Annotated in this window: 16 protein-coding genes; 3 read left to right on the top strand and 13 right to left on the bottom strand. The window is 55.8% G+C overall.

Annotation, left to right across the window (positions count from 1 at the left end):
- Positions 1-109: 109 nt before the first annotated feature.
- Positions 110-1,363, bottom strand: coding sequence for an N-acetylmuramoyl-L-alanine amidase AmiC (gene amiC, locus DD597_RS09830; protein ID WP_003862766.1), 1,254 nt, complete (start codon positions 1,361-1,363; stop codon positions 110-112).
- A 227-nt stretch (positions 1,364-1,590) separates the two neighbouring features.
- On the opposite strand from amiC, the gene argA reads away from it, so the two are divergent.
- The gene (argA, locus tag DD597_RS09835; RefSeq protein ID WP_003862767.1) at positions 1,591-2,922 is read left to right on the top strand and encodes an amino-acid N-acetyltransferase; all 1,332 of its coding nucleotides are present in this window, start codon (positions 1,591-1,593) and stop codon (positions 2,920-2,922) included.
- Positions 2,923-2,955: 33 nt separating this feature from the next.
- Here the strand turns inward: argA and recD are convergent, their stop codons facing one another.
- The 12 genes from recD to rppH all read right to left on the bottom strand — a co-directional run bounded on the left by recD (position 2,956) and on the right by rppH (position 21,317).
- Positions 2,956-4,776 (bottom strand): exodeoxyribonuclease V subunit alpha, encoded by a 1,821-nt coding sequence (gene recD, locus DD597_RS09840; RefSeq protein WP_129256141.1) that lies wholly within the window; start codon positions 4,774-4,776, stop codon positions 2,956-2,958.
- Positions 4,773-8,315: an exodeoxyribonuclease V subunit beta gene (gene recB, locus DD597_RS09845; RefSeq protein ID WP_129256142.1), complete on the bottom strand. Its 3,543-nt coding sequence runs from the start codon at positions 8,313-8,315 to the stop codon at positions 4,773-4,775. Before recB ends, recD begins: the two co-directional genes overlap by 4 nt.
- Entirely contained in the window at positions 8,312-11,194 is a 2,883-nt protein-coding gene (gene ptrA / locus DD597_RS09850; RefSeq protein WP_023314767.1) for a pitrilysin, read from the bottom strand. The genes recB and ptrA overlap by 4 nt, the downstream gene beginning before the upstream one ends.
- Before the next feature lie 139 nt (positions 11,195-11,333).
- Positions 11,334-14,708: an exodeoxyribonuclease V subunit gamma gene (recC, locus tag DD597_RS09855; protein WP_129256143.1), complete on the bottom strand. Its 3,375-nt coding sequence runs from the start codon at positions 14,706-14,708 to the stop codon at positions 11,334-11,336.
- Between the two features lie 12 nt (positions 14,709-14,720).
- Positions 14,721-15,044 carry a prepilin-type N-terminal cleavage/methylation domain-containing protein gene (locus DD597_RS09860; protein ID WP_003862776.1) on the bottom strand — a complete coding sequence of 108 codons (324 nt, stop codon included), beginning with the start codon at positions 15,042-15,044 and terminating at the stop codon, positions 14,721-14,723.
- On the bottom strand, positions 15,029-15,427 hold the full coding sequence (locus DD597_RS09865; RefSeq protein ID WP_003862778.1) for a DUF2509 family protein: 399 nt from the start codon (positions 15,425-15,427) through the stop codon (positions 15,029-15,031). Before DD597_RS09865 ends, DD597_RS09860 begins: the two co-directional genes overlap by 16 nt.
- Positions 15,424-15,984 (bottom strand): prepilin peptidase-dependent protein, encoded by a 561-nt coding sequence (locus tag DD597_RS09870; RefSeq protein WP_003862779.1) that lies wholly within the window; start codon positions 15,982-15,984, stop codon positions 15,424-15,426. Before DD597_RS09870 ends, DD597_RS09865 begins: the two co-directional genes overlap by 4 nt.
- Positions 15,975-16,439, bottom strand: coding sequence for a prepilin peptidase-dependent protein (locus DD597_RS09875; protein ID WP_003862783.1), 465 nt, complete (start codon positions 16,437-16,439; stop codon positions 15,975-15,977). Before DD597_RS09875 ends, DD597_RS09870 begins: the two co-directional genes overlap by 10 nt.
- Before the next feature lie 184 nt (positions 16,440-16,623).
- A complete protein-coding gene (thyA, locus tag DD597_RS09880) occupies positions 16,624-17,418 on the bottom strand; it encodes a thymidylate synthase (RefSeq protein ID WP_003862785.1) in 795 nt (264 codons plus the stop codon).
- 6 nt (positions 17,419-17,424) lie between these two features.
- The gene (lgt, locus tag DD597_RS09885; RefSeq protein ID WP_003862787.1) at positions 17,425-18,300 is read right to left on the bottom strand and encodes a prolipoprotein diacylglyceryl transferase; all 876 of its coding nucleotides are present in this window, start codon (positions 18,298-18,300) and stop codon (positions 17,425-17,427) included.
- Positions 18,301-18,527: 227 nt separating this feature from the next.
- A complete protein-coding gene (gene ptsP / locus DD597_RS09890; protein WP_045894997.1) occupies positions 18,528-20,774 on the bottom strand; it encodes a phosphoenolpyruvate--protein phosphotransferase in 2,247 nt (748 codons plus the stop codon).
- A 12-nt stretch (positions 20,775-20,786) separates the two neighbouring features.
- The gene (gene rppH / locus DD597_RS09895) at positions 20,787-21,317 is read right to left on the bottom strand and encodes an RNA pyrophosphohydrolase (RefSeq protein WP_003862791.1); all 531 of its coding nucleotides are present in this window, start codon (positions 21,315-21,317) and stop codon (positions 20,787-20,789) included.
- 683 nt (positions 21,318-22,000) lie between these two features.
- On the opposite strand from rppH, the gene mutH reads away from it, so the two are divergent.
- Positions 22,001-22,693, top strand: a complete 693-nt coding sequence (gene mutH, locus DD597_RS09900; RefSeq protein WP_003862792.1) for a DNA mismatch repair endonuclease MutH — start codon at positions 22,001-22,003, stop codon at positions 22,691-22,693.
- Positions 22,694-22,821: 128 nt separating this feature from the next.
- Positions 22,822-23,040, top strand: coding sequence for a YgdI/YgdR family lipoprotein (locus DD597_RS09905; protein ID WP_003862794.1), 219 nt, complete (start codon positions 22,822-22,824; stop codon positions 23,038-23,040).
- Positions 23,041-23,051 lie beyond the last annotated feature (11 nt).

A 23,051-nucleotide genomic window follows, 5' to 3' on the forward strand; every position in this document is an offset into this window, starting at 1 on the left:
AAATCCGGCCCCCGCAACCAACACTTCTTAAAACAATAAACACCCTGAAGGGTGTTTTTTTGTATCTGGCGTTTGTGAAAATGCCGGGCATGATACCCGGCTTAATGCCCTACCCCCGCCGCGCCAGCGTTTCCCCGTCTGAGAAGTAGGCCCGGATCCCCGCCAGAATCGACTCCGCCACTTCCTGCTGGAATTTAGCCGTCTTGAGCTTACGTTCCTCTTCCACGTTACTGATAAACGCGGTTTCGACCAGAATGGAAGGAATATCCGGCGCTTTCAGTACCGCAAATCCGGCCTGCTCGACGCTGTTTTTGTGCAGCTTGTTGACCCGGCCCAGTTTGCCCAGCACCGCTTTACCAAACTTCAGGCTGTCGGTAATAGTCAGCGACTGCACCATATCAAACATCGTATGGTCGACGTAACGGTCGCCACTTTTGCTCACACCACCGATTAAATCCGAGGCGTTCTGCGTGTCCGCCAGGTATCTCGCCGCGGTGCTGGTCGCCCCTTTTGTTGACAGGGCAAACACTGAGGATCCGCTCGGCTGGCGGCTGGTGAAGGCATCCGCATGAATAGAGACAAACAGATCCGCGCGCTGCTTTTGCGCTTTTGCCACGCGGACCTTCAGCGGAATAAAGACATCTTCGTTGCGCGTCATATAGGCGCGCATATTGCCCTCTTTGTCGATCAACGCCTTCAGACGACGGGCAATTTGCAGCACCACATCTTTTTCGCGGGTGCGATATTTCCCGACGGCGCCGGAATCTTCTCCGCCGTGGCCAGGATCGAGCATGATCACAATCGGGCGATCGCGCCCCGCCTTGCCAGGCTTTGGACCACTTTGCGCTGGCGGAACCTGGCTGTCGAGATCGCCTTTGTTGTAATCCTCAAGTAATGCCAGGAGCGGATCCTGAATATCCGTCGCATTCGCCGGATAGAGATCCATCACCAGACGCTCCTTAAAGGCGGCAACAGGCGCAAGGGCAAAGAGCTGCGGTTTCACGTTCTGCTTCAGCTCAAACACCATGCGCACGGTTTGCGGATCGAACTGCCCGACGCGCGCCGATTTGATAAACGGATCGTCGCCACGGATTTGTGCTGCCATGCCTTTAAGCACGGAGTTAAGGTTCACACCTTCGAGATCAACCACCACACGTTCAGGATTGCTGAGGGCAAATTGCTTGTATTTCAGCACGCGATTGGACTCGACCGTCACGCGCGTATAGGTCGACGACGGCCAGACGCGCACCGCGACTACCTGGCTTGTGGCGGCAAGACCCACCTGGCTGACGCTAAGCAACCACATCGCCCCGGCCCCTTTTAACAGGCGGCGGCGGCTTATTGCTGAATTGGATCCCGACATGCTTCTCCCGAGCAAGAAATCTGATTGATGAACAAAACGCCCAAATTGACCGAAAACTTTAACGAATGACGCATAAACTGTCATCTATAAAAGGGTAAACAATCATACGTTAACGCACGGATTACTTATTATTTTCTGTGGGTCGCAGAAAATTTAGGCTTGCACACGCGGCCACGATCGAATAAAAATACATAAATTACGAATAAACATTCACTAAGGGTTGTGTCATGGTTAAGGAACGCAGAACCGAACTGGTCCAGGGATTCCGCCATTCTGTTCCCTATATCAACACCCATCGGGGAAAAACGTTTGTCATCATGCTTGGCGGCGAAGCCATTGAGCATGAAAACTTTTCCAGCATCGTCAATGATATCGGCCTGCTGCACAGCCTCGGCATCCGTCTGGTGGTGGTGTATGGCGCACGTCCGCAAATCGAAGCCAACCTGGCCGCCCATCACCATGAGCCGATCTACCACAAACACACGCGCGTGACGGATGCGAAAACCCTCGAACTGGTCAAACAGGCGGCGGGTCTGTTGCAGCTCGATATCACCGCCCGCCTGTCGATGAGCCTGAATAATACGCCGTTGCAGGGCGCGCACATTAATGTGGTGAGCGGCAACTTTATCATCGCTCAGCCGCTCGGCGTGGACGATGGTGTGGATTACTGCCATAGCGGCCGCATCCGCCGTATTGATGAAGACGCCATTCACCGCCAGTTAGACAATGGCGCGATCGTCCTGATGGGGCCCGTTGCCGTCTCCGTAACGGGTGAAAGTTTTAATCTGACCTCAGAAGAGATTGCCACCCAGCTGGCCATCAAGCTGAAAGCGGAAAAAATGATCGGCTTTTGCTCCTCGCAGGGTGTCGTGAACGATGAGGGCGTAATTGTGCCAGAACTTTTTCCGAATGAAGCCCAGGCGCGCGTGGAAGCGCTGGAAGCAGAAGGCGATTACTATTCCGGTACCGTGCGTTTTCTGCGCGGCGCCGTTAAAGCGTGCCGCAGCGGGGTGCGCCGCAGCCACCTGATCAGCTATCAGGAAGACGGTGCGCTGTTGCAGGAACTGTTCTCCCGGGACGGGATCGGTACGCAGATCGTCATGGAGAGCGCCGAGCAGATCCGCCGTGCCACCATCAACGATATCGGCGGCATTCTGGAGCTGATCCGTCCGCTGGAACAACAGGGCATTCTGGTTCGCCGCTCCCGGGAGCAGCTGGAGATGGAGATCGACAAGTTCACCATCATTCAGCGCGATAACCTGACCATTGCCTGTGCGGCGCTTTATCCGTTCCCGGAAGAGCAGATTGGCGAAATGGCGTGCGTTGCCGTGCACCCGGATTACCGTAGCTCCTCGCGGGGGGAACTGCTGCTTGAACGCGTGGCGGCACAGGCGCGCCAGATGGGTCTGAGCAAGCTGTTCGTGCTCACCACGCGCAGCATTCACTGGTTCCAGGAGCGCGGCTTCACGCCGGTGGATATTGATTCCCTGCCGGAAAGTAAGAAAGAGATGTACAACTACCAGCGCCGCTCGAAGGTGTTAATGGCGGACCTGGGATAACAGTCACCCTCTCCTGTTGGAGAGGGCGTTCACTCAGACAGATTCAAATATCGCGCTTAATCCGCTTCTGCGCTCGGTACGGGTGGCAATAGCCTGGCTCAACACGCGCTCATCCGCATATAGCGACAGGCGCTGGCGCGCACGGGTAATGGCTGTGTAGACCAGTTCGCGGGTCACTACCGGCGACAGCTGTGTCGGCAGGATCAGCGCCGCATGGTTGAACTCGGAGCCCTGAGATTTATGTACCGTCATCGCCCATGCCGTTTCATGCTCTGGCAGGCGGCTGGGCTGGACGGACTTCACGCTACCGTCCGGTAGCTGGAACCAGACGCGCAGACCGTTACCGCGATCGAGCGCAATGCCGATATCCCCGTTGAACAGCCCCAGCGCACTGTCGTTGCGGGAGATCATCACTGGCCGGCCTTCATACCATCGCGAATGCAGCTGACGGTTAATTTTGCGTTTCTGCACCAGCAACTGCTCCAGCCTGTCGTTCAGGCCCGTGACGCCAAACGGCCCTTCCCGCAATGCGCACAGAAGCTGGTATTCGCCAAATGCGGCGATGACCTGTCCGGGCTGACTGCACTGCTGCACGCAGCTCAGAAAATGCTGGTATCCCTGGAGAGCCTCCTCAAGCATAGCCTGATACTCTTCCCCGCTTTGCAGCGATTTCTTTTCAATGTCAGTGAAGGTACCGTCAAACACCGTGCGCGTGGCGTGCCTGTCGCCACGGTTGACCGCCGCAGCCAGCTGGCCGATGCCGGAGTCGCTACCGAAACGGTAGCTTTTTTGCAGCAGGCACAGGCTGTCACGCAGTGCGCCCGCGATCGGCGTGTGATCGGGTTCAAGCGAGCAGCCGGTCAGACGGGCGAGCTCCTGCGCCCGCGCGGCGGTATAACCGTAACTGGCGTAGGTACAGATATCTCCCAGCACCGCCCCGGCTTCTACAGAGGCGAGCTGGTCGCGATCGCCCAGGAAAACCACCCGCGCATGGGGTGGCAGAGCATCAATCAGGCGCGACATCATGGTCAGGTCGATCATGGAGGCTTCATCCACCACCAGCACGTCCAGATGCAGCGGATTACCCGCATGGTAGCGCAGCCGCTGGCTACCCGGCTGCGCGCCGAGCAGACGGTGCAGAGTACTGGCTTCACCCGGGAAAAGCGCAAGCTGCTCCTGGGTGAGCGGCAGCCGTTGCATCGCACCGCCCAGTGATTCGGTCAGACGCGCCGCGGCCTTCCCGGTGGGCGCCGCCAGACGAATACGGCATCGCTGCTCGCCTGAAAGCTGTATCAGGGCTGCCAGCAGCTTTGCGACGGTCGTTGTTTTCCCGGTTCCCGGGCCGCCGGATATCACCGAGATCCGCCGCGTCAGGGCGACGGCTGCCGCCACTTTCTGCCAGTCTGTGGCCTCACCGGAGTCAAACAGCCTGTCCAGCGTCTGGCGAAGCTGTGCTTCGTCGCAGGGAAGCGGCGCATTGGTCTCACTAAAGAAACGCGCTACCGTCAGTTCATTTCGCCACAGGCGGTTCAGGTATAAGCGCTCCCCCGTCAGGATCAGCGGTGCCTGGTTGTCTCCCGGCCCAACGGCTGACGATTCCCGCAAGATTTTCTGCCAGTCCACCCTCTCCCCCAGCAGCGCAAAGCAGGACTGGAGGACAGGCGGCATTTTCTCGTCAACCACCAGACGCGAGAGCGGCAGACACACATGCCCCTCTCCGGCATCTTTACTCAACAGGGCAGCGGCAAGCATCACGGCGGGCTGGTCAGCGGCAATCATCATGGCAAACTGCACGTCCAGCTGACGCAGCACGCGTTGCTCTACCGCATCCAGCAATAAGTCCTGCATCGTCATGCCATCTCCTCCGTGTTTGCTGCAAACAGGTTATCCATTTTATTAATCAATTCCGCATCCGGACGAGTGCTGAAGATCCCGGAGCGCGGATCGGCAGCGTCAACCCCGCGCAGGAACAGGTAGATGACGCCGCCAAAATGATCGTCGTAGCGGTAATCCGCAATACGGTGGCGCAAATAGCGGTGCAGCGCCAGGGTATAGAGCTGATATTGCAGATCGTAGCGATGCATTTGCATGGCGGCCGCCATCGCCTGCTGGGTATAGGCTGCGCTGTTCTCGCCCAGCCAGTTTGATTTGTAATCCAGCAGGTAGTACCGTCCTTCGTGACGGAAGACCAGGTCGATAAACCCTTTCAGCATGCCCTGCACCTGACGGAAGTTCAGCGGCGGGCAACCGGCTGACAGCGGATCGTACTGACGGATAAGCGCATCGAGCGCGTCGGCCTTAAGCGGGCCTGCGACGGGCAGATAAAACTCCATCTCAACCTGCTTATTTTTGGCCGTTAACTGGCGAAGAGAGAAGCCCTGCGCCGTCAGCGGCGCTTGCAAAATGGCGTTGATCCAGTCAGTGAGAACGGGCTGCCAGTGCGCGTCATAGCCTCCGCTCTGCAACATCTTCAGCACCCACTCCTCACTGACAGGCTGGGTGAAATCAAGCTCTTCAAAAAGGCTGTGCAAAAAGGTGCCCGGCGACGCGCCGCGTGGGAACTGATGCGGAGTTAACGTCGGTTCAACCGGAACATCGCCTACCCCTGCGGCATCCACGTCCAGCTTCGGCATGAGATCCTGCGCAATACTTTGCCCTTGCTGGTGCAGGCCAGAATAGCTGGTGACGCGCCAGTCGTCGGCAAGCACCCGTGTGATCTGGCGCGCGTTAAGATCGGTCACGGGCTCTTGCGCCATTTCCCAGCGGCTGTTGTCTGGCAGAGAAGGGATATGCAGGGCGATATCGTCTCCGCAAAGCGACTCAATACAGAGGCGCAACCCCGCCGCATCTTTTGGCTCACCACGCTGAATAAGCCGCCCTAAGGCGCTTAAATGGAAATCGCTCTCCCCTGTTTTTTCCCCGCGACGGCGGAAAACCGGCGCGACGCCCAGGCTGCAATGCCAGACAGAACGGGTCAGCGCCACGTAAAGCAGGCGCAAATCCTCCGCCAGACGCTCCGCTTCCGCCAGCTCAACGCTGGTTTCCGCCTTGCTGAGATCGAGCACCGCATCGAAAGTCTCGCGGTCATGATAATAGGCCTGATCCTGAACGCGGTAGTTGGCGATAAAGGGCAGCCAGACCAGCGGATACTCGAGACCTTTCGATTTGTGAATGGTGACGATTTGCACCAGATGCTTATCGCTCTCAAGACGCATCTGCTGGCTTGAGGCGTTACTGTTTGGATCCGCGATTTGCTGCGCCAGCCAGCGCACGAGGGCATGTTCACTTTCAAGCTGGGTGCCGGCTTCCTGCAACAGTTCGCTGATGTGTAAAATATCGGTAAGACGCCTTTCACCGCCGGATGACGCCAGCATATTTTCGGCAATCTGACGCCGCGTCATCAATTCGCGCAGCATCGCCATGACGCCGCGTTTTTGCCAGCGTTCACGGTAATGGACAAACTCTTCCACCACCGCATCCCATGCGTTTTCGTCATGGTTGAGCTCATCAATATCGCGCGCGTTCAAACCCAGCATAGAGCTGGCCAGCGCGCTTCGAAGCGTATTTTCGCGCTCCGGCGCCAGTACCGCCTGAAGCAGCCAGAGCATTTCCTGGGCTTCCAGCGTGTCGAACACGCTGTCACGGTTAGAGAGATACACTGATGGAATATCCAGCAACGTTAGCGCATCGCGGATTAACGCCGCTTCCTGACGACTGCGCACCAGCACGGTAATATCAGAGGCTTTAACAGGATTTGCCTGTTCCCCCTTCCACAGCAGCGCCTCGCCGCGGTTGCCTGCGCTCAGCCAGTCACGGATTTGCGCGGCGCAGTGCTGGGCCATCACCGCCTGATAGTCAGCAACGCCATAGCCTTCCCCTTCAAGCAGCCAGAAGGTCATGGCGGGCTGCTCCGCGCCACTGACTTCGAAGCGCAGGGATGCGTTTTTTGGGGCGGATTTCACCGGCAGAAAAGGGATTTCCTTGAACATGAACGCCGTCTCCATACGGCTGAACAGCGCATTGACGCTCTCAACCATCCCCGGAGCGGAACGCCAGTTGGTGTCTAACGTGTAATGCGCGACAACTTCACTACGGGCTTTCATATAGGTGAAGATATCTGCCCCACGGAAGGCGTAAATCGCCTGTTTAGGGTCGCCAATCAACAACAGGGCAGTGTCGGGCTGCTGTCGCCAGATGCGGCGAAAAATGCGGTACTGCTGGGGGTCGGTGTCCTGAAATTCGTCAATCATCGCCACCGGAAAACGGGTACGGATCGCGCTGGCGAGCGCTTCACCATTCTCGCTGGACAGGGCTTCGTCCAGGCGGCTCAGCATGTCATCAAACCCCAGCTCGCCCCGGCGACGTTTTTCGCGCGCGACGGCCTGGCGGATCTCCGTCATGGCGCGGGTGATCATCAGGTCATTGAGCGTTAATGGCTCCGCAAGCAGCGCTTCAATCGCCACAAACAGGGGATGCTCAGGCACAATACCGTCGGCTTTGGTTCGCTCGGTCAAAAAGCGTTGCGAAAATTTTTCCAGTGCGTCCGGAAGCTGGTAACCCCGCGTCTCCTCCTGGGCCCAGGCGCTGATCTTTTCGATCCACTTCCCCTGGTTCCCACGGTTGAACTTGCGTCTGTCGATGCCTGAGTTTTCGATGATTGCATCAATTTCACCAACCGACTCATTCCACTTCTGCTTAAGCGCGGTAATTTTGGCGACGATCTTTTCATGGCGCGAGGCCAGCGTTTCATCGGCAGGCGGAGGAGATTTAATGACCGGCGCCTCGCCTTGCAGGTAACGGTCGATGGCGCGAAGAAGCTCTTCCGGACCTTTCCACAGGGCGTGAACCGCTTCGGCAATGTCGCGCTGCAACGGATAACAGTGTCGACGCCAGAAATCCGCACAGGCCTGATAGCGAAGCTCGGATTCATCTTCAATAAGCTGCTGCTCAAAGAGCATGCCGGATTCAAACGCATTCAGGCTCAGCATGCGCTGACAAAAACCGTGAATGGTGAAGACGGACGCTTCATCCATTTGCCGTTCGGCCAGCAGCAGCCATTGCGCAGCCTGTTGCTTATCCGCAATCTCGTCCAGCAGGCTCGCGTAGAGGGGGTTATCCGTCGTCTGACGCAGACAGGCGATGCGCAGCTCATGAATGTTGCTGCGAATACGGCCACGCAGCTCGGCAGTGGCCGCTTCGGTGAAGGTTACCACCAGCAGCTCTTCCACGCTTAACGGGCGCGAAAAAGCGGCGTTGCCGCCGAGCCCCAACAGCAGACGCAGATAGAGCGCGGCGATGGTATAGGTTTTTCCCGTTCCCGCTGAGGCTTCAATCAGTCGCTCACCCTGTAGAGGTAAACTTAGGGGATCAAGCGGCTCAGCGGTATGGGTCATTCTTTCTTACTCCAGGGCATTGTTTGTTGCAGCGCGCTGACGCTCTTCCAGACGGTCCACTCTTTTGATTTTACGTAGTCCGTTTTCCCGTTCTGGCTGCCAGAAACCTGAGACAGGATGGCCATACCCTGCGGTTTTACTACCGCCTGATGGAAGAAATCGGCAACCTTTTGTGGCGTCAGCTGTTTTATTTCGGCCACTATTTTATCACGCGAATCAAATTTCATATTACCGCGATCAAAATCTTTGCTCAGCTGCGAGGTCTCTTCACCCAGCGTCTGCGGCGGTTGCATCACCTGGGCGATAACCGCCTGCTGGATTTGGGCAAACTCTTCCGGCTTCATGGCGCGCAGTTTTGCTTCCGCCTGCGGGAAGAACGCCTGATAACGCTGCCACAGGTAAGCGGGTTGCTTGTCACTGCTTTGCAGAAGGAAGCCCAGCCCCCACTGACGGCCCACATTCATGGAGAAAGCGAACACCGCATAGCCCAGCTGCTCTTCGGTGCGCAGCTGGTTGTAAAACCACGGCTGAATAATTTGACCAAGCACCGCACTCTGGGCAGAGCTGGTAAATTCGTCATAACCGACAGGGACAAACACCGCGGCCAGCGCGGAATCCGTGCTGCTTCCCGCTTTTTCGAAGATCACGTTCTGCTTTTTCTCTACCAGCACATCCTGGTTACGGCACCACTCATCGCCTTTTGAACCCAGTTGCGCACGGACGTTTTGCGCCAGCGTTTTAGCCTGATCTTCGCTCATATTCCCTACAACCAGGAACTCCGGACGGGTATTGGTTTTCAGCGCATCACGGTAAGCCAGCACCTCTTTTAAGGTGACTGAGGGCAATATCGCGCGGCGATCTTCGCGCTGGAAGTACGGAATTTGCGACAGCATCTGTGCTGGCATAATCGCCTGATCGTAGGCTTTACCCTTCTCGGCAGAATCCATCATCTGGGCATACCAGGACTTAGCCTGCTCGAGCTGTTCTTCCGTAGGCGTATAGCTGAAATAACCGTCCAGCAGCGCCTGGAACAGCTGCGGCAAACGCTGGGTATAGCCGTTGGCATTCACCATCAGGCCGTTATTGGCGTTGGTGGAGAAACTGATACCACCAACGGCAGCCTGGTTGCTGAGCTGATCGAGGGCAATACCGGCCAGATAATCATTAAGCGCAAACAGCACCTGGTTTCTGGCGCTGTCCATTGCTTTGGGGTTACGCAGCACCACGCTGACATCCGCTTTTGGCTCGTCGGCGAAATAGCGGCTTGGGGTATAGACCACGCGCAGCGTCGGCTCATCAACAATCAGCTCCGGGTGCGGATACGCCTTTGCGGGTTTGATCAGCGAGAAATCGTCCGGAATGTAGGGGTTAAGCTCCGGTAACTTCAGCGCAATTTCCCCCGCCTTTTTCTGCCAGCCCGCGAAGGTCTGTTCGCTGATTTTTTCAACCTGATACGGGGCATCAACGAAGTAGGCCATTTTGTTATGCGGTTCGTTCGGGCTGATATACCAGACGCGGGCATTCTGCGGAGTCATCATCGCCAGACGCGCTTTGAGCGCTCCGGCGTCAAACTGGTCGGCAATATTTACCGCATCCAGCGTATGTTCCACCGGCACGCGGATCATGGTATCTGCCAGCCACTCAACGTAGTCCATATCACGCGTGATAGAGGGATAGCGGAAATCGAGATCCAGCACGTGCGCCAGCTCGTCAAAGTAGCGTTTATCGACGCCTTTGTCGCGCAGCAGAGAGAGGTAACTGAAAATGGCCGCAACGACGTCGTCCCGGTGAGCCAGCCCTTTATCGGTCAGCGTCGCGGAGATGGCCAGCACGCCGCTATTCCCATTTACAACGGGATCGGAGTCAGCGCGAATACCTTCCACCAGCCCCTGCTTTTGCAGCCAGTCGGAGAGCGTACCCGGGCTGCGATTGCCGATAAGATACGTCACCAGCTCGTCGGTTTTGCTGCGGAACTGCGCAGTGTTGTTATCAATACGGAATTCAACGCGTAACACCTTGCGCGGCAAGGCCGGCACATAGTGAATAACAATGCCTTTTTGCGCGTCCGTGACAACTGGCACGTTAATCTGCGGCAGATCGATATTTTTATTTGGCACCCTGCCGTAGGTCTGCGCGGCCATGTTTGCCAGCGTCGGCAACGGTTTATTGCTGTAGATAACCGCTTTCATCAGATTGGCGGAATAGTATTTTTCACGAAACGCATGCAGCGCATCGAGCACCGGGCTACCTGGCTTGTCGCTCAGCGTTTCAAGGTTGCCGCCTGAGAAGCGCGAACCCGGGTGCGCCGGATTGATGGTTTCAGCACTAACCTGCGCCATGCGCATACCGTCTCGCGTGCGCGCCATCGTCAGTTCGGCGTTCACGGCATTACGTTCACGGTCAGCGTATTTTTTATCCAGCAGCGGTGCGGCGATGGCATCCGCCAGACGGTCCACTGCCCCATCAAGCGCATCATTTTCCACTTCCAGGTAAAACGCGGTGCGATACGGCGCGGTACTGGCGTTGTGGCTGCCGCCATGCATTTTCAGAAATTCGGACAGGCTGTCAGGCTGTGGGTATTTTTTAGATCCCATCAGCGTCATGTGCTCAAGGTAGTGCGCCAGTCCCGGATGGGCGTCAGGATCTTCCAGCGAACCCACCGGCACAACCAGCGCGGAGAGCGATTTCACCGCCTGAGGATCGGAAACCAGCAGTACGGTCATCCCGTTATCAAGACGAATCGCCTGATACTGACGGGTGTCCTTATCGCTCTTACGGATTGTTTCCTTGACAGGTTGCCAACCGGAATCGGCCTGAGTGACGGGAGCCCAAAGGGCGATAAACAAAACAAACGCTTTGAACAAGGTGCTGCCTGGCATTACGACCTCTTTATCACGGCTACATCATTAACAACGTGCGTGCTGGACACGCCAGCATCTCTTTCTTTGGGTACATCAGTCCGTGATAAGAGGTGCATCATAAATGAACACCTCATACTGCGCAATTTTTATACAGCACTCAGGACTGATTAAATTTGTATAACGGTAACAGGTAGCGTTGCGCCTCCTGGGTGATAATGTCGAAATATTCTGGCTCCAGCGTTCGCCATAAACGTTGATACCAGACATCGTCACCTTCGCCACGTACCATCATGTTCCCTTCGTAGGCCTGCAAAAACTTGCTGCGCGCTTTCTGGAGCGAAGCCTCATCCGTTAACATGGCATCATTCTGCGCGTCATAACAGGATTTTATCCATGCCCCCCCACTTTCAGGCAGCAAAAGCAGGGGTTTGTTCATGCCCTGCCGGTAGCCTTCAATATAAAGCGACAGGTACGTCAACGCCTGCTCAGGCTCCATCCGCGGGAAGCGCCATTCGCCGTCCTTACGTACAAACAACCGGCTTTCACCTTCGTGACCACTCGCACTGTAGACAAGATGTTCGAGCCAGAGTTGCAGGCCATGTGAAACGCTGAGCATGGATGGGCGCCAACGCAGCAGCCCGTCAGACTGCACGTGCGTGAGCCAGCCGCTAAGGTGCATACCGTTACAATCGAGATCGATTTCAATGCTGCTCGCCGGCTGCCGACACGCGATAACGCGGTCAGCTAGCGCTCGCATCTCCTCGCACTGGGCATCCCAGACGATTTCGCCGAATGCACCATACGGAAGTAATCCCGACGCCCTGTAACGTCGAAACAGTTTACTGGCGTCTTCTTCGTCAACCAGCGCATTCAGAAGCTGGGAATTAAGCTTAAAACGCTCCAGCCCATCAAGAATAAACGGTTCCGCATCGGGGATTTCGCTCTCTTCAGAGCGGAAATTCACCTGCAAGCGTTGCTGGAAAAACGCCCGAACCGGGTGTGCCCAAAAGCGCTGTAGCTGCTCAAACGTGAGGGTGTCTATAGCGCGCGGTTCGAGCGCCTGAATAAAATCGGTTTGCGGCGTCCCCGCTTTCTTCGCGGCGGGAAGCCACTCGCGGGCATAGCTTTGCAGTTCATCAGGAACGTAGTTGACAGGATCGAACGGCATACGGCTATGGTGGCAAGTGATATGCGCTATCACCCGACGTTCGCTTTCGTCGCAGTTGCAGGCTTCATCGCCCGGCAGATAGTGGCTCTGTCCAATGTAGTCCACTAGCTCCTGCACCAGCACAGACGGGAAACGCTCGCTGTTATCCTGAATTGAACGTCCGATATAGCTGATATACAGCCTGCTTTGCGCAGACATCAGCGCCTCAAGGAAGAGATAACGGTCATCATCGCGGCGGCTGCGGTCACCCCGCTTCGGTTGTGCGCTCATAAGATCAAAGCCCAGAGGCGGCAGCGCACGCGGATAAATACCGTCGTTCATGCCAAGCAGACAGACCACTTTGAACGGGATTGAACGCATTGGCATCAGGGTACAAATATTCACCGGCCCCGCAAGGAAGCGCTGGCTGATGCGCTCCTGATCGAGACGTTGCGTCAGCTCATCACGCAGAAGCGAAAGGGGAACCGCCTCGTGATAGTGCGAATTAACCCCTTCATCAACGATGGCCTGCCACTGCTTCTCGATAAGCGCCATGGCGGCTTCAGTTTCGCTGTCCGGCAGGAAGAAATCATTCAGCATTTCGCGGCAAACTGGCAGCCACTCTTCGAGCGGGCGGGGCTGCATCAATGCACGGCGCCAGCGGTTGAGCTGCATAAGCAGCGAGGCTAAGTGACCAACCAGTTCCGCGATCAACCCACTGGATTCATCGTACGGCAGCACGTCATTCCATTCGCCGTGGATGCTCTCCATTGCATACCCCAGCAGCATGCGCGTCAGCCCAAACTGCCAGGTATGCTGGCCGGTTGCTGGCAGTTCGAACTCCTGGACGTTATCATCGTCGATACCCCAGCGGACACCGGATTCGTTGACCCACTGGCGCAGATAGCGCAACCCCTCTTCGTTAATGTTGAAACGTGCGGCCAGAACTGGCACATCCAGCAGTGCCAGCACATCCTCAGAGATAAACCGGCTATCAGGCAGCGAAAGCAGGCTGATAAAGGCCTGTAGCGCCGGGTGTGACTGACGAGCGCGACGGTCAGAGATTGCGTAGGGCAAATAGCGGTCGCCCGTTGCGCTGCCAAATACCGCCTGAATAAACGGGCTGTAGCTGTCGATATCCGCCACCATCACCACGATATCGCGCGGTGTCAGGGTTGGGTCGTCCTGCAACATGGCCAGCAGGCGGTCATGAAGAATTTCAACTTCACGCTGTGGGCTGTGACAAACGTGGATCGCGATACTACGATCGTCAGGATCCAGTTTTCGCTTCTTATCGCTTCGCGCAAACTCCTCGGCAGTGATCCCGGCAACGGCACGGTTCTCTAAATCCAGAATATCAAGCTGAATATTGTGCAGCAGGCTATCCGGCGTAATATCGGCAAACGCATCCACATCCCCTTCTCCCGAGGAGGTGATATCTGAAAGCAGATAAATATAGTCACGTCCGAGCTTGCCCCACGAGGCAAGCAGCGGGTTCGGCAGGTTCTGAATCCCCTCTTCATCAAAAAGCTGCGCCGCGTTTTCACTGTCTTTAAACAGCGGCACCGCGCGTTCTTCAAAGAGACGTTTTCTCTGACGGGTGACCAGCCGTGAAAGCCAGCGCGGATCCTGAATATCCCCCCAATAGTGCCGACACGGGTTGGTAAAGAGGATATGGATATCAGTGTGCTTACCGAGCGCTTTTAGCGCGTTCAGGTAGACAGGCGGCAACGCGGAGATACCGCAAATGAACACGCGTGACGGCAAACGGGCTGGCCGTTCTGCGCTGTTCTCAAGTATCGAGATAAAGCGATCGTACAGGTTAGCACGGTGCCACTTAGGCTGACCGAGTTTCCCGGTATGCTCGACCAGCGCTTTCCAGAGCGGCGCCTGCCAGATTTGCGCTTCCGGTAACCCATCGACTAATTCTCCTGCTTCCCAGCGAATCAGCCAGTCTGCACGGTAAACCAGATACTGGTCATAGAGGTCGGCAGTACGTGAGGCCAGCTGGAAAAGTTTACGCTTGTCGGTGTCGTCATTCAGGTAGTGCCGCAGCATGGCAAACTCATCACGCGCCAGCATGTCCGGCAGCAGCGTCATCAGTTTCCAGGCCATGCTTTGTTTGTTGAAGGCGCTCTGCTCAGGGATGTCCGGCAGGACGCGAACAAACATCTCCCAGATAAAGCTCGCGGGCAGCGGAAAATCGATGTTCGCCGCAATGCCAAATTTCTGCGAAAGGGACATTTGCAGCCACTGCGCCATACCGGTGCTCTGCACCAGCACCATTTCTGGCTCAAACGGATCGTCAAGACGCTCTTGCTCAACGATATACTCCATCAGTGCTTCCAGCACATCCAGACGATTTGAGTGGTAAACCCTTAGCATAAACGCTCCCGACTAGCGGCTAACCGGGCAGTGCAGACGCGTTAACGCGCCCTGCCGCCCCATAGGAGAAATAAGTGTGACCGTGATGCTGACACATCCGGACTGTGTTGTCTGCCCCCGACTGACCTGCCAGCCCGGCGGGAGCGTTAATGTTGAGATCTGCGATTGATTCCACGCATGATGCCATAGCTGACGATACTGGCTAAGCGCCGCATACCGGGCTGCCAGCGCGCGATGATATCCGGATAACGCCGTCACAACCACAACCAGCAACATCATTGCCAGCAAAACCTCCACCATGCTAAATCCTTTTTGTCTGCTCAGGGTAACTGACATAGCGTACTTTCCTTAAGGGGGCAGAAATCACTCCAGCCGTGGGCGGAAAAGCGTATCTGCCCTTCCGCGATGTCCCCGCCTTGCCATAGCAACAGATCGTCATTGCCGGCAATAAGCAAAACACGCTCCCCAAACAGCCTTACACAGACCCGCAAACGCTGTGTCTGTTTGCACTGAACCTCTGGCTGTAAAGCCCATTCCTGAACGCGCCCCCACTCCAGTGCAGATTGCACGGCAGCCTGCTGGCGAACAGACAAACTCTCGCCACTTACCAGCGTGCTAAAGGTTTGCAACTGCTGATTTAATCCGGTGAGGATCAGCGTGCCGAGCACCAGCAATAGCAGGACCAGCGCCAGCGATGACATGCCCCGCTGACGATTCACAGATTAAACCCCGTTACGGTATGGCGAGCTGAAAAGGGTGCGGTCAGTTCACCTTTACGGCGGGCACGCAGCTCGATACTGATGACCGGCGCAAAGCCAGCACGATCGGTTTTAGTGACCATAAATTGCTCTATCAGGACCCGATCCGGGTCGGTGAGCTTATCCCATCCCTTACCGTCACAGGATGTGGCGCCCCGCAGCGTTTCAAGCGATCCGGACTCAAGCCGAAATCCCGTACTGTCGTTTTCTGACGCGGTGCTATCCCACTGGCCGTTGCTGTTCGCATCCCATTGCACAATCGCACATCGTCCTTGCCTGCCGATGATCATCCCCTGTCCCTGGCAATGCCCTGCACAGTATCCTGCTCTCTGAAACTGTTTACCGACCGCGAACAGACGTTGCCAGACCTCATCCTCCAGCTCCTGCTGCCCGGATTGCAGTAAAACCCCCCGCTGTAGCCCCGGTAAAAAACGTGACGTGCTGAGTAACAAAATGCTGCTTATCGTCATCGCAATCAGCACTTCCAGCAGGGAAAACCCTTTTCGATTTACTGGCATGCACCTTCTCCTGCGGCATTACACAGCCTGATACGTCCGCCATTTGAGACAATAACCCACCACCCACCAGCGCGGCTCTGCACCCGGATATGTCCGGCCCACGCGGTATCTCTTAAACCGTAAAATCCCAGCGCAGGTGTTATGTCGCTTATCGTGACCCCTGGCCACATCGGCTTCATCACGAACGGTCCGCCGCTGTCACAACCGGTCACCGCTGAACTGGCCAGACAGTTCTTTTCACCGTCGTTATACAGCGCGATCCTGTGCTCGCTGTTGTGACGGTTGGCGTCATTGCGCAAAAACACCAGGTAATCCCGCACCTGGCAGGCGGTTTGCCAAAGCCGCTGCCGCTGCTGCCAGCTGTCCCAGCCATAGAGTCCTGTGGCGCTGAGGATCACTGCCAGCGAAACGGCGATAAGGGTTTCGATAAGCGTAAAGCCTTGTTCGTTTTTCATGGCGGGAGTGTGGAGGAATAGCAGAAACGGTGCGAGCGTCAAACCAGAACTTTACGAGCCGCTTTCAGGAGAATTTCACCAGTTGCAACGCGTTGCATCATCTCTGGAAACAGGCTCGAAAAACAAAACGGGCGTGAAAAAAAACCGGCGCTAAAGAGCACCGGTTGTGTCAGGATTTGCCGTATCAGATGGCGACAGGAGCTTTAATGCCGGGATGCGGGTCGTAACCCTCAATCTCGAAATCATCAAAACGGTAATCGAAGATCGAGTCCGGTTTACGTTTGATCACCAGCTTCGGCAATGCACGCGGTTCGCGCGTCAGCTGGAGATGCGTCTGTTCCATATGATTGCTGTAGAGGTGGGTATCACCGCCCGTCCAGACAAAATCGCCCACTTCAAGATCGCACTGCTGCGCCATCATATGCACCAACAGCGCGTAGCTGGCGATGTTAAACGGCAGGCCGAGGAACACGTCGCAGGAGCGTTGATAGAGCTGGCAGGAGAGCTTGCCGTCCGCCACGTAAAACTGGAAAAACGCGTGGCAAGGCGCCAGCGCCATTTTATCCAGTTCACCCACGTTCCAGGCAGAGACAATGATACGGCGCGAGTCCGGATCATTTTTCAGCTGGTTTATGACGGTCGTGATCTGGTCAATATGGCGGCCGTCCGGGGTAGGCCACGCGCGCCATTGCTTGCCGTAGACCGGACCCAGGTCACCGTTCTCATCTGCCCACTCGTCCCAGATGGAGACATTGTTTTCATGCAGATAAGCAACGTTGGTATCGCCTTGCAGGAACCAGAGCAGTTCATGAATGATCGAGCGCAGATGGCAGCGCTTCGTTGTCACCAGAGGAAAGCCTTCTTGCAGATTGAAGCGCATCTGGTGGCCAAAAATGGAGAGCGTACCGGTGCCGGTGCGGTCGTTTTTCGGCGTGCCCTCGTCGAGCACTTTTTTCATCAATTCAAGATACTGTTTCATGATTCCTCAGGAAAGTTGTTGCTGTGGACGACGACGATACGCCCAAATCATCATAATGGCACCCGCGACAATCATCGGGATGGAGAGGATCTGCCCCATGCTGATGTACTGTACCCATTCACCGGTAAACTGCGCATCCGGCTGGCGGAAGAACTCGACGATGATACGAAACGCGCCGTAGCCAATCAGGAACAGACCGGAGACAGCCCCCATTGGACGCGGTTTGCGGATATAAAGATTCAGGATGATGAACAGCACCACGCCTTCCAGCGCCAGCTCATAGAGCTGTGACATATGGCGCGGCAGGACGCCGTAGGTATCGAAAATGGACTGCCACTCAGGATGCGAAGGCAGCAGCGCGATATCCTCTGCGCGGGAGCCCGGGAACAGCATGGTAAACGGCACGCTCGGATCGACACGCCCCCACAGCTCACCGTTGATGAAATTGCCCAGACGCCCTGCGCCCAGCCCAAACGGGATTAACGGCGCAATAAAATCAGCCACCTGGAAGAAGTTGCGTTTGGTGCGTCTGGCGAAGATCACCATCACGAGGATCACACCAATCAGTCCGCCGTGGAAGGACATACCGCCGTCCCAGACGCGGAACAGATAGAGCGGGTCGTTCAGGAATACAGGGAAATTATAGAACAGGACATAACCGATGCGACCTCCCAGGAATACGCCGAGGAAGCCGGCATAAAGCAGGTTTTCCACTTCGTTCTTCGTCCATCCACTGCCCGGACGACTGGCGCGACGGCCAGCAAGCCACATGGCAAAAACGAAGCCCACCAGGTACATCAGACCGTACCAGTGCAGCGCTACAGGTCCTATTGAGAAAATAACCGGATCGAATTCCGGAAAATGCAGATAACCACTGTTCATCTGTCACCACAAGATGTTGTTATTCCGCTGAAAGTGGACAGCGGGTGAATTGCATTCCCGCCGTTGGCAGGTGCTCCAAAGTTGCGAATCATAGCATAAGGCAGGCGCGGAGGATGCGCCTGAGATGTAAAAGATGTGTATAGGGGTTCATGCGCGCAGTTCTCCCTCACCCCATCCCTCTCCCTCAAGGGAGAGGGGTCGTCCGAGCAGTCATTATTTTGTGGGGATCAGCGGCCACCGCGGATCAAACCGCCCATGCCGCGTCGCTCCATAAACGCAGCCACCTGATGGCGCACTTCGGCTGCCAGCTGTGCTTCCAGGCTACGCGCGGCCAGTTCGCGCGCCTCATCTTGTTCGATGTGACGTAACAGGTATTTCACACGCGCAACGGAACGTCCGTTCATTGACAGGTGACGGAAACCGAGACCAATCAGGATCGCCACGCACATCGGATCGCCGGCCATTTCACCGCACAGGCGCAGGTCGATATTATGCTGCTCGGCTTCGCGGGCGATCATCGCCAGGGCACGAAGCATCGCCGGATGCAGGCTATCGTAGATGCTGGCAACACGCGTATTGTTGCGATCGACTGCCAGAATGTATTGCGTTAAGTCGTTGGTACCAACGGAGATAAAATCAACGCGGGTCGCCAGCTGCGGCAACATAAAGACCATTGAAGGCACTTCAAGCATCACGCCGATACGGGGTTTAGGGATCGCATAGCCGATCATCTCTTCCACTTCGCGCCCTGCACGTTCTATCAACCGCCGCGCTTCGTCGATCTCGTCAATACTGGTGACCATCGGCAGCAAAATGCTGAGATTCCCCGTGGCCGCGTTGGCACGCAGCATGGCACGAACCTGGATAAGGAAGATTTCCGGCTGATCGAGGGTTATGCGGATCCCACGCCAGCCGAGGCAGGGATTCTCTTCACTGATGGGCATATAGGGCAGTTGCTTATCCGCGCCGACGTCCAGGGTGCGCAACGTGACGGGTTTGTCATTAAACATCTGCAACATGCCCTGATACTGCGCCACCTGCTCCTCTTCTGACGGGAAGCCGCTTTGCAGCATAAACGGTATTTCAGTGCGGTAGAGGCCGATGCCATCGATGCGGCTGCCGAGCTTCTCTTCATGCTCGGGGCTTAAGCCAGCGTTGAGCATCACCTTCACCCGCTCACCGCCCTTGAGCTGCGCGGGCAGGTTGACGTCATCTTCCGCCAGCTTGCTTAATTCATTCTCTTCGCTGATAAGACGCTGGTACTCCTGAAGGAGAACCGGTTCAGGATCCACCAGCAACTCACCACGATATCCGTCCACCACCAGCGTACGGCGATGCAGTACGGAGGGCTGAATATCCGCCCCCATCACGGTCGGAATACCGAGCGCGCGCACCATAATGGCGGCATGGGAGTTAGCAGCGCCATCGCGCACCACCACGCCCGCCAGCCTGTCCTGCGGTAATTCAGCCAGCGTCGTCGCTGAGAGTTCATCGGCCACCAGCACAAACCGGTTCGGCCAGGCGTTCGCCCCCTGAATAGTATCATCGAGGTGGAACAGCAGACGTTGCCCAAGCGCGCGTAAATCGCCGGCGCGCTCTTTCAGATAACCGTCAGTCAGCACCGCAAACTGCTCAGCAAATTTTTCAATGACCTTTTTAACCGCCCATTCTGCCACCGACCCTTTATCGACCTCGGCAAATAACTCACGACGCAAACGCGCATCGGAAAGCAGGTGTGAGTAGAGATCGAAAATAGCCGCCGTCTCTTTTTGCGCGCCAGCGGCAAAGCGTTTGCTGTAGCGACGAAACTCATTCGCCGCCTCTTCCAGCGCAGCGGTAAGCCGTTCGCGCTCAAGCGCTTCATCCAGCGTCGAGGCTTCGTAGACCTGCTCCATCAGCGGGAGCGTGGCATCCATCCAGCCTTCGGCAATCGCGACGCCCGGCGAGGCCGGAAGCGCGCGGATGCGGGTATGACGATACTGCCCAAAAAGGGCTGCCAGCTGAGACTGGGAGAGGATAGCAGCCATCTGCGTTGCCAGCGTGACGAGGAAAGACTCCTCGCTTTCGTCGTACTGCCGCAACTCTCGTTGCTGGACAACAAGCACGCCAAGCAGTTGGCGGCGCTGAATAATAGGCACGCCAAGGAAAGCGCGGAACCGCTCCTCTTTGACGGAAGGGATATATTTGAAGCTGGGGTGTTTTTGCGCATCGGCAAGGTTGATTGGCTCCGCCAGTCGCCCGACCAGGCCAACAATACCTTCATCAAACGCGAGCGTGACGGTGCGTCCCCGTGGTTTTTTTAAACCGCGGGTTGCCATCAGGTAGTAGCAACGTCGGTCATGATCGGCCAGGTAGACCGAACAGACCTCGGTTTCCATCGCAAGACAGATGTCCGTCACCAGAATATTCAGCGCCTCGTTGAGGCGAGGCGCACTGGCAACCTTTTCAACTATTTCTCGCAAGCGGGTGAGCATGATTTGCGTAGCTTAACCTCTTTTACGTCGCCAGGCAGGTGCGCTCTGTGGCTTCGGAGGCGTCTCCTGAAGCTGCATCACGACACTTGCGAACTCTTTCATCACCCTACGATATACATCGCGCTTAAATGACACGACCTGACGAACCGGATACCAGTAGCTTACCCAGCGCCAGCCATCAAACTCTGGCGTGCTGCTGGTTTGCATATTGATATCTGAATCGTTGCCCACCAACTGCAAAAGAAACCACTTCTGTTTCTGGCCGATACAAACCGGCTTTGTGTCCCAACGCACCAAACGTTTCGGTAACTTGTAACGCAACCAGTTGCGGGTCGAAGCCAGAATACGAACATCTTTTCGGCTTAAACCAACCTCTTCAAACAGCTCCCGGTACATCGCTTGTTCTGGGGACTCTCCAGGATTGATCCCGCCTTGCGGGAACTGCCAGGAGTGCTGACCATATCGCCGGGCCCACATCACCTGGCCCTGACGATTACAAATTACTATTCCTACGTTTGGGCGGTAGCCATCGTCATCAATCACCGGACTACCCCAAACTAAATCTGATATATGAATGATTGTTTCACACTACAGGGAGGCGGTAAACCACTCTCTTACAGGCCTGCAACCTAATAACATTTGAATAACTCACAATTTAGTGAGGAGTTATAAACAGATGCGGGCGACAGAGACCATTTTTATTCACCTTTTCTGTGGATATAGTTGTGAAGAAGTGCGGAATTACCGATGAACAACCTTTTAACCCGACGAAACGCCACTTTACCCTGCCAAAAATAAATCATTTAAATTCATAATATTATATTGGAATTAAGGGTGCCAGAGGCGATTAACGTGACGATCGTCACATCAAAGATCCTCCTGCTGATGAAAGATCGAACAGCGTCGGTTTTATCCACAGATTGTGCCAATAAGTTAGGCACAATTTGTGTGAAAATTCGATTTTCATCGCACGTCAAGGCTGTAAATTGAAACAGTAGTGGCAGTTATTCCCAGTTATCCCATTTTTCTGTGGATAACATGGTGTAAGATCCTGTTTATTGTCAGTGACCAGAATTGCACAACCTGTTTTTTAGCCGCGGCGCGACGGGCTATAGTCTAAAAAAGATGAAATAAATCATACGCATGGGATATTCACTCAGAAAAAGGTAAACTCTGTCCACAAGGGATAAAATATCAGCTCATTTTTTAATCAAAAGGTTGTTAGTATGCATTCTCTCGCCCCACTGCTCTCCCCTCCCGTCAGTGAAGCCCAGTTGCTCCAGCAGGCGCAACGTCTGGCAGGCTATTCACTGGGCGAGCTGGCCGTGATGGCGGGGTTGACGATACCCAACGATCTAAAGCGTGATAAGGGCTGGATCGGCGTGTTGCTGGAACGCTGGCTGGGCGCAAGCGCGGGCAGTAAACCCGAGCAAGATTTTGCGGCGCTGGGGGTGGAACTGAAGACGATCCCCATCGATAGCCAGGGGCGGCCGCTGGAAACCACCTTTGTCTGCGTTGCGCCGCTCACGGGTAACAGCGGAGTGACCTGGGAAACCAGCCACGTCAGGCATAAGCTGAAGCGGGTGTTGTGGGTACCCGTTGAGGGCGACAGGCAGATCCCGCTGGCAGAGCGTCGCGTTGGCGCCCCGCTGCTCTGGAGTCCGAATGATGAAGAGGAGAGACTGCTTTCCCAGGACTGGGAAGAGCTGATGGACATGATTGTGCTGGGACAGGTTGAGCGGATCACCGCCCGGCATGGCGAAGTGCTGCAACTTCGTCCTAAAGCCGCCAATAGCAAAGCGCTCACTGAAGCGGTAGGCGCACAGGGCGAGCCGATCCTGACGCTGCCGCGCGGTTTCTATCTTAAAAAGAATTTCACCGGGGCACTGCTGGCACGCCACTTCCTGTTGAAAACATAGTTTTTTACTAATTTTGCGCTCCGGCTAACATAATCTCCTCCTTTTTAAGATTTCCCCCCTTTCACCTGTCGTAATATCAGGTTATTACTACACTATGATTTGATACGAGCCAGGTGAGGATGAGAACGATGAAAAAATGGGCAGTAATTATCTCAGCAGTCGGTTTAGCGTTTGCGGTATCGGGTTGTAGCAGCGACTATGTCATGTCAACGAAAGATGGTCGTATGATCCTGACCGATGGCAAACCCGAAGTCGACGACGATACCGGTCTGGTGAGTTACCGCGATCGCGAAGGCAATCAAATGCAGATTAATCGCGACGAAGTCTCCCAGATCATCGAGCGTTAAACAGATAAAGG

It is taken from the genome of Enterobacter cloacae complex sp. 677-3DZ2D5B, assembly GCF_004136695.1.
GTDB classification, from domain to species: Bacteria; Pseudomonadota; Gammaproteobacteria; order Enterobacterales; family Enterobacteriaceae; genus Enterobacter; species Enterobacter hormaechei_C.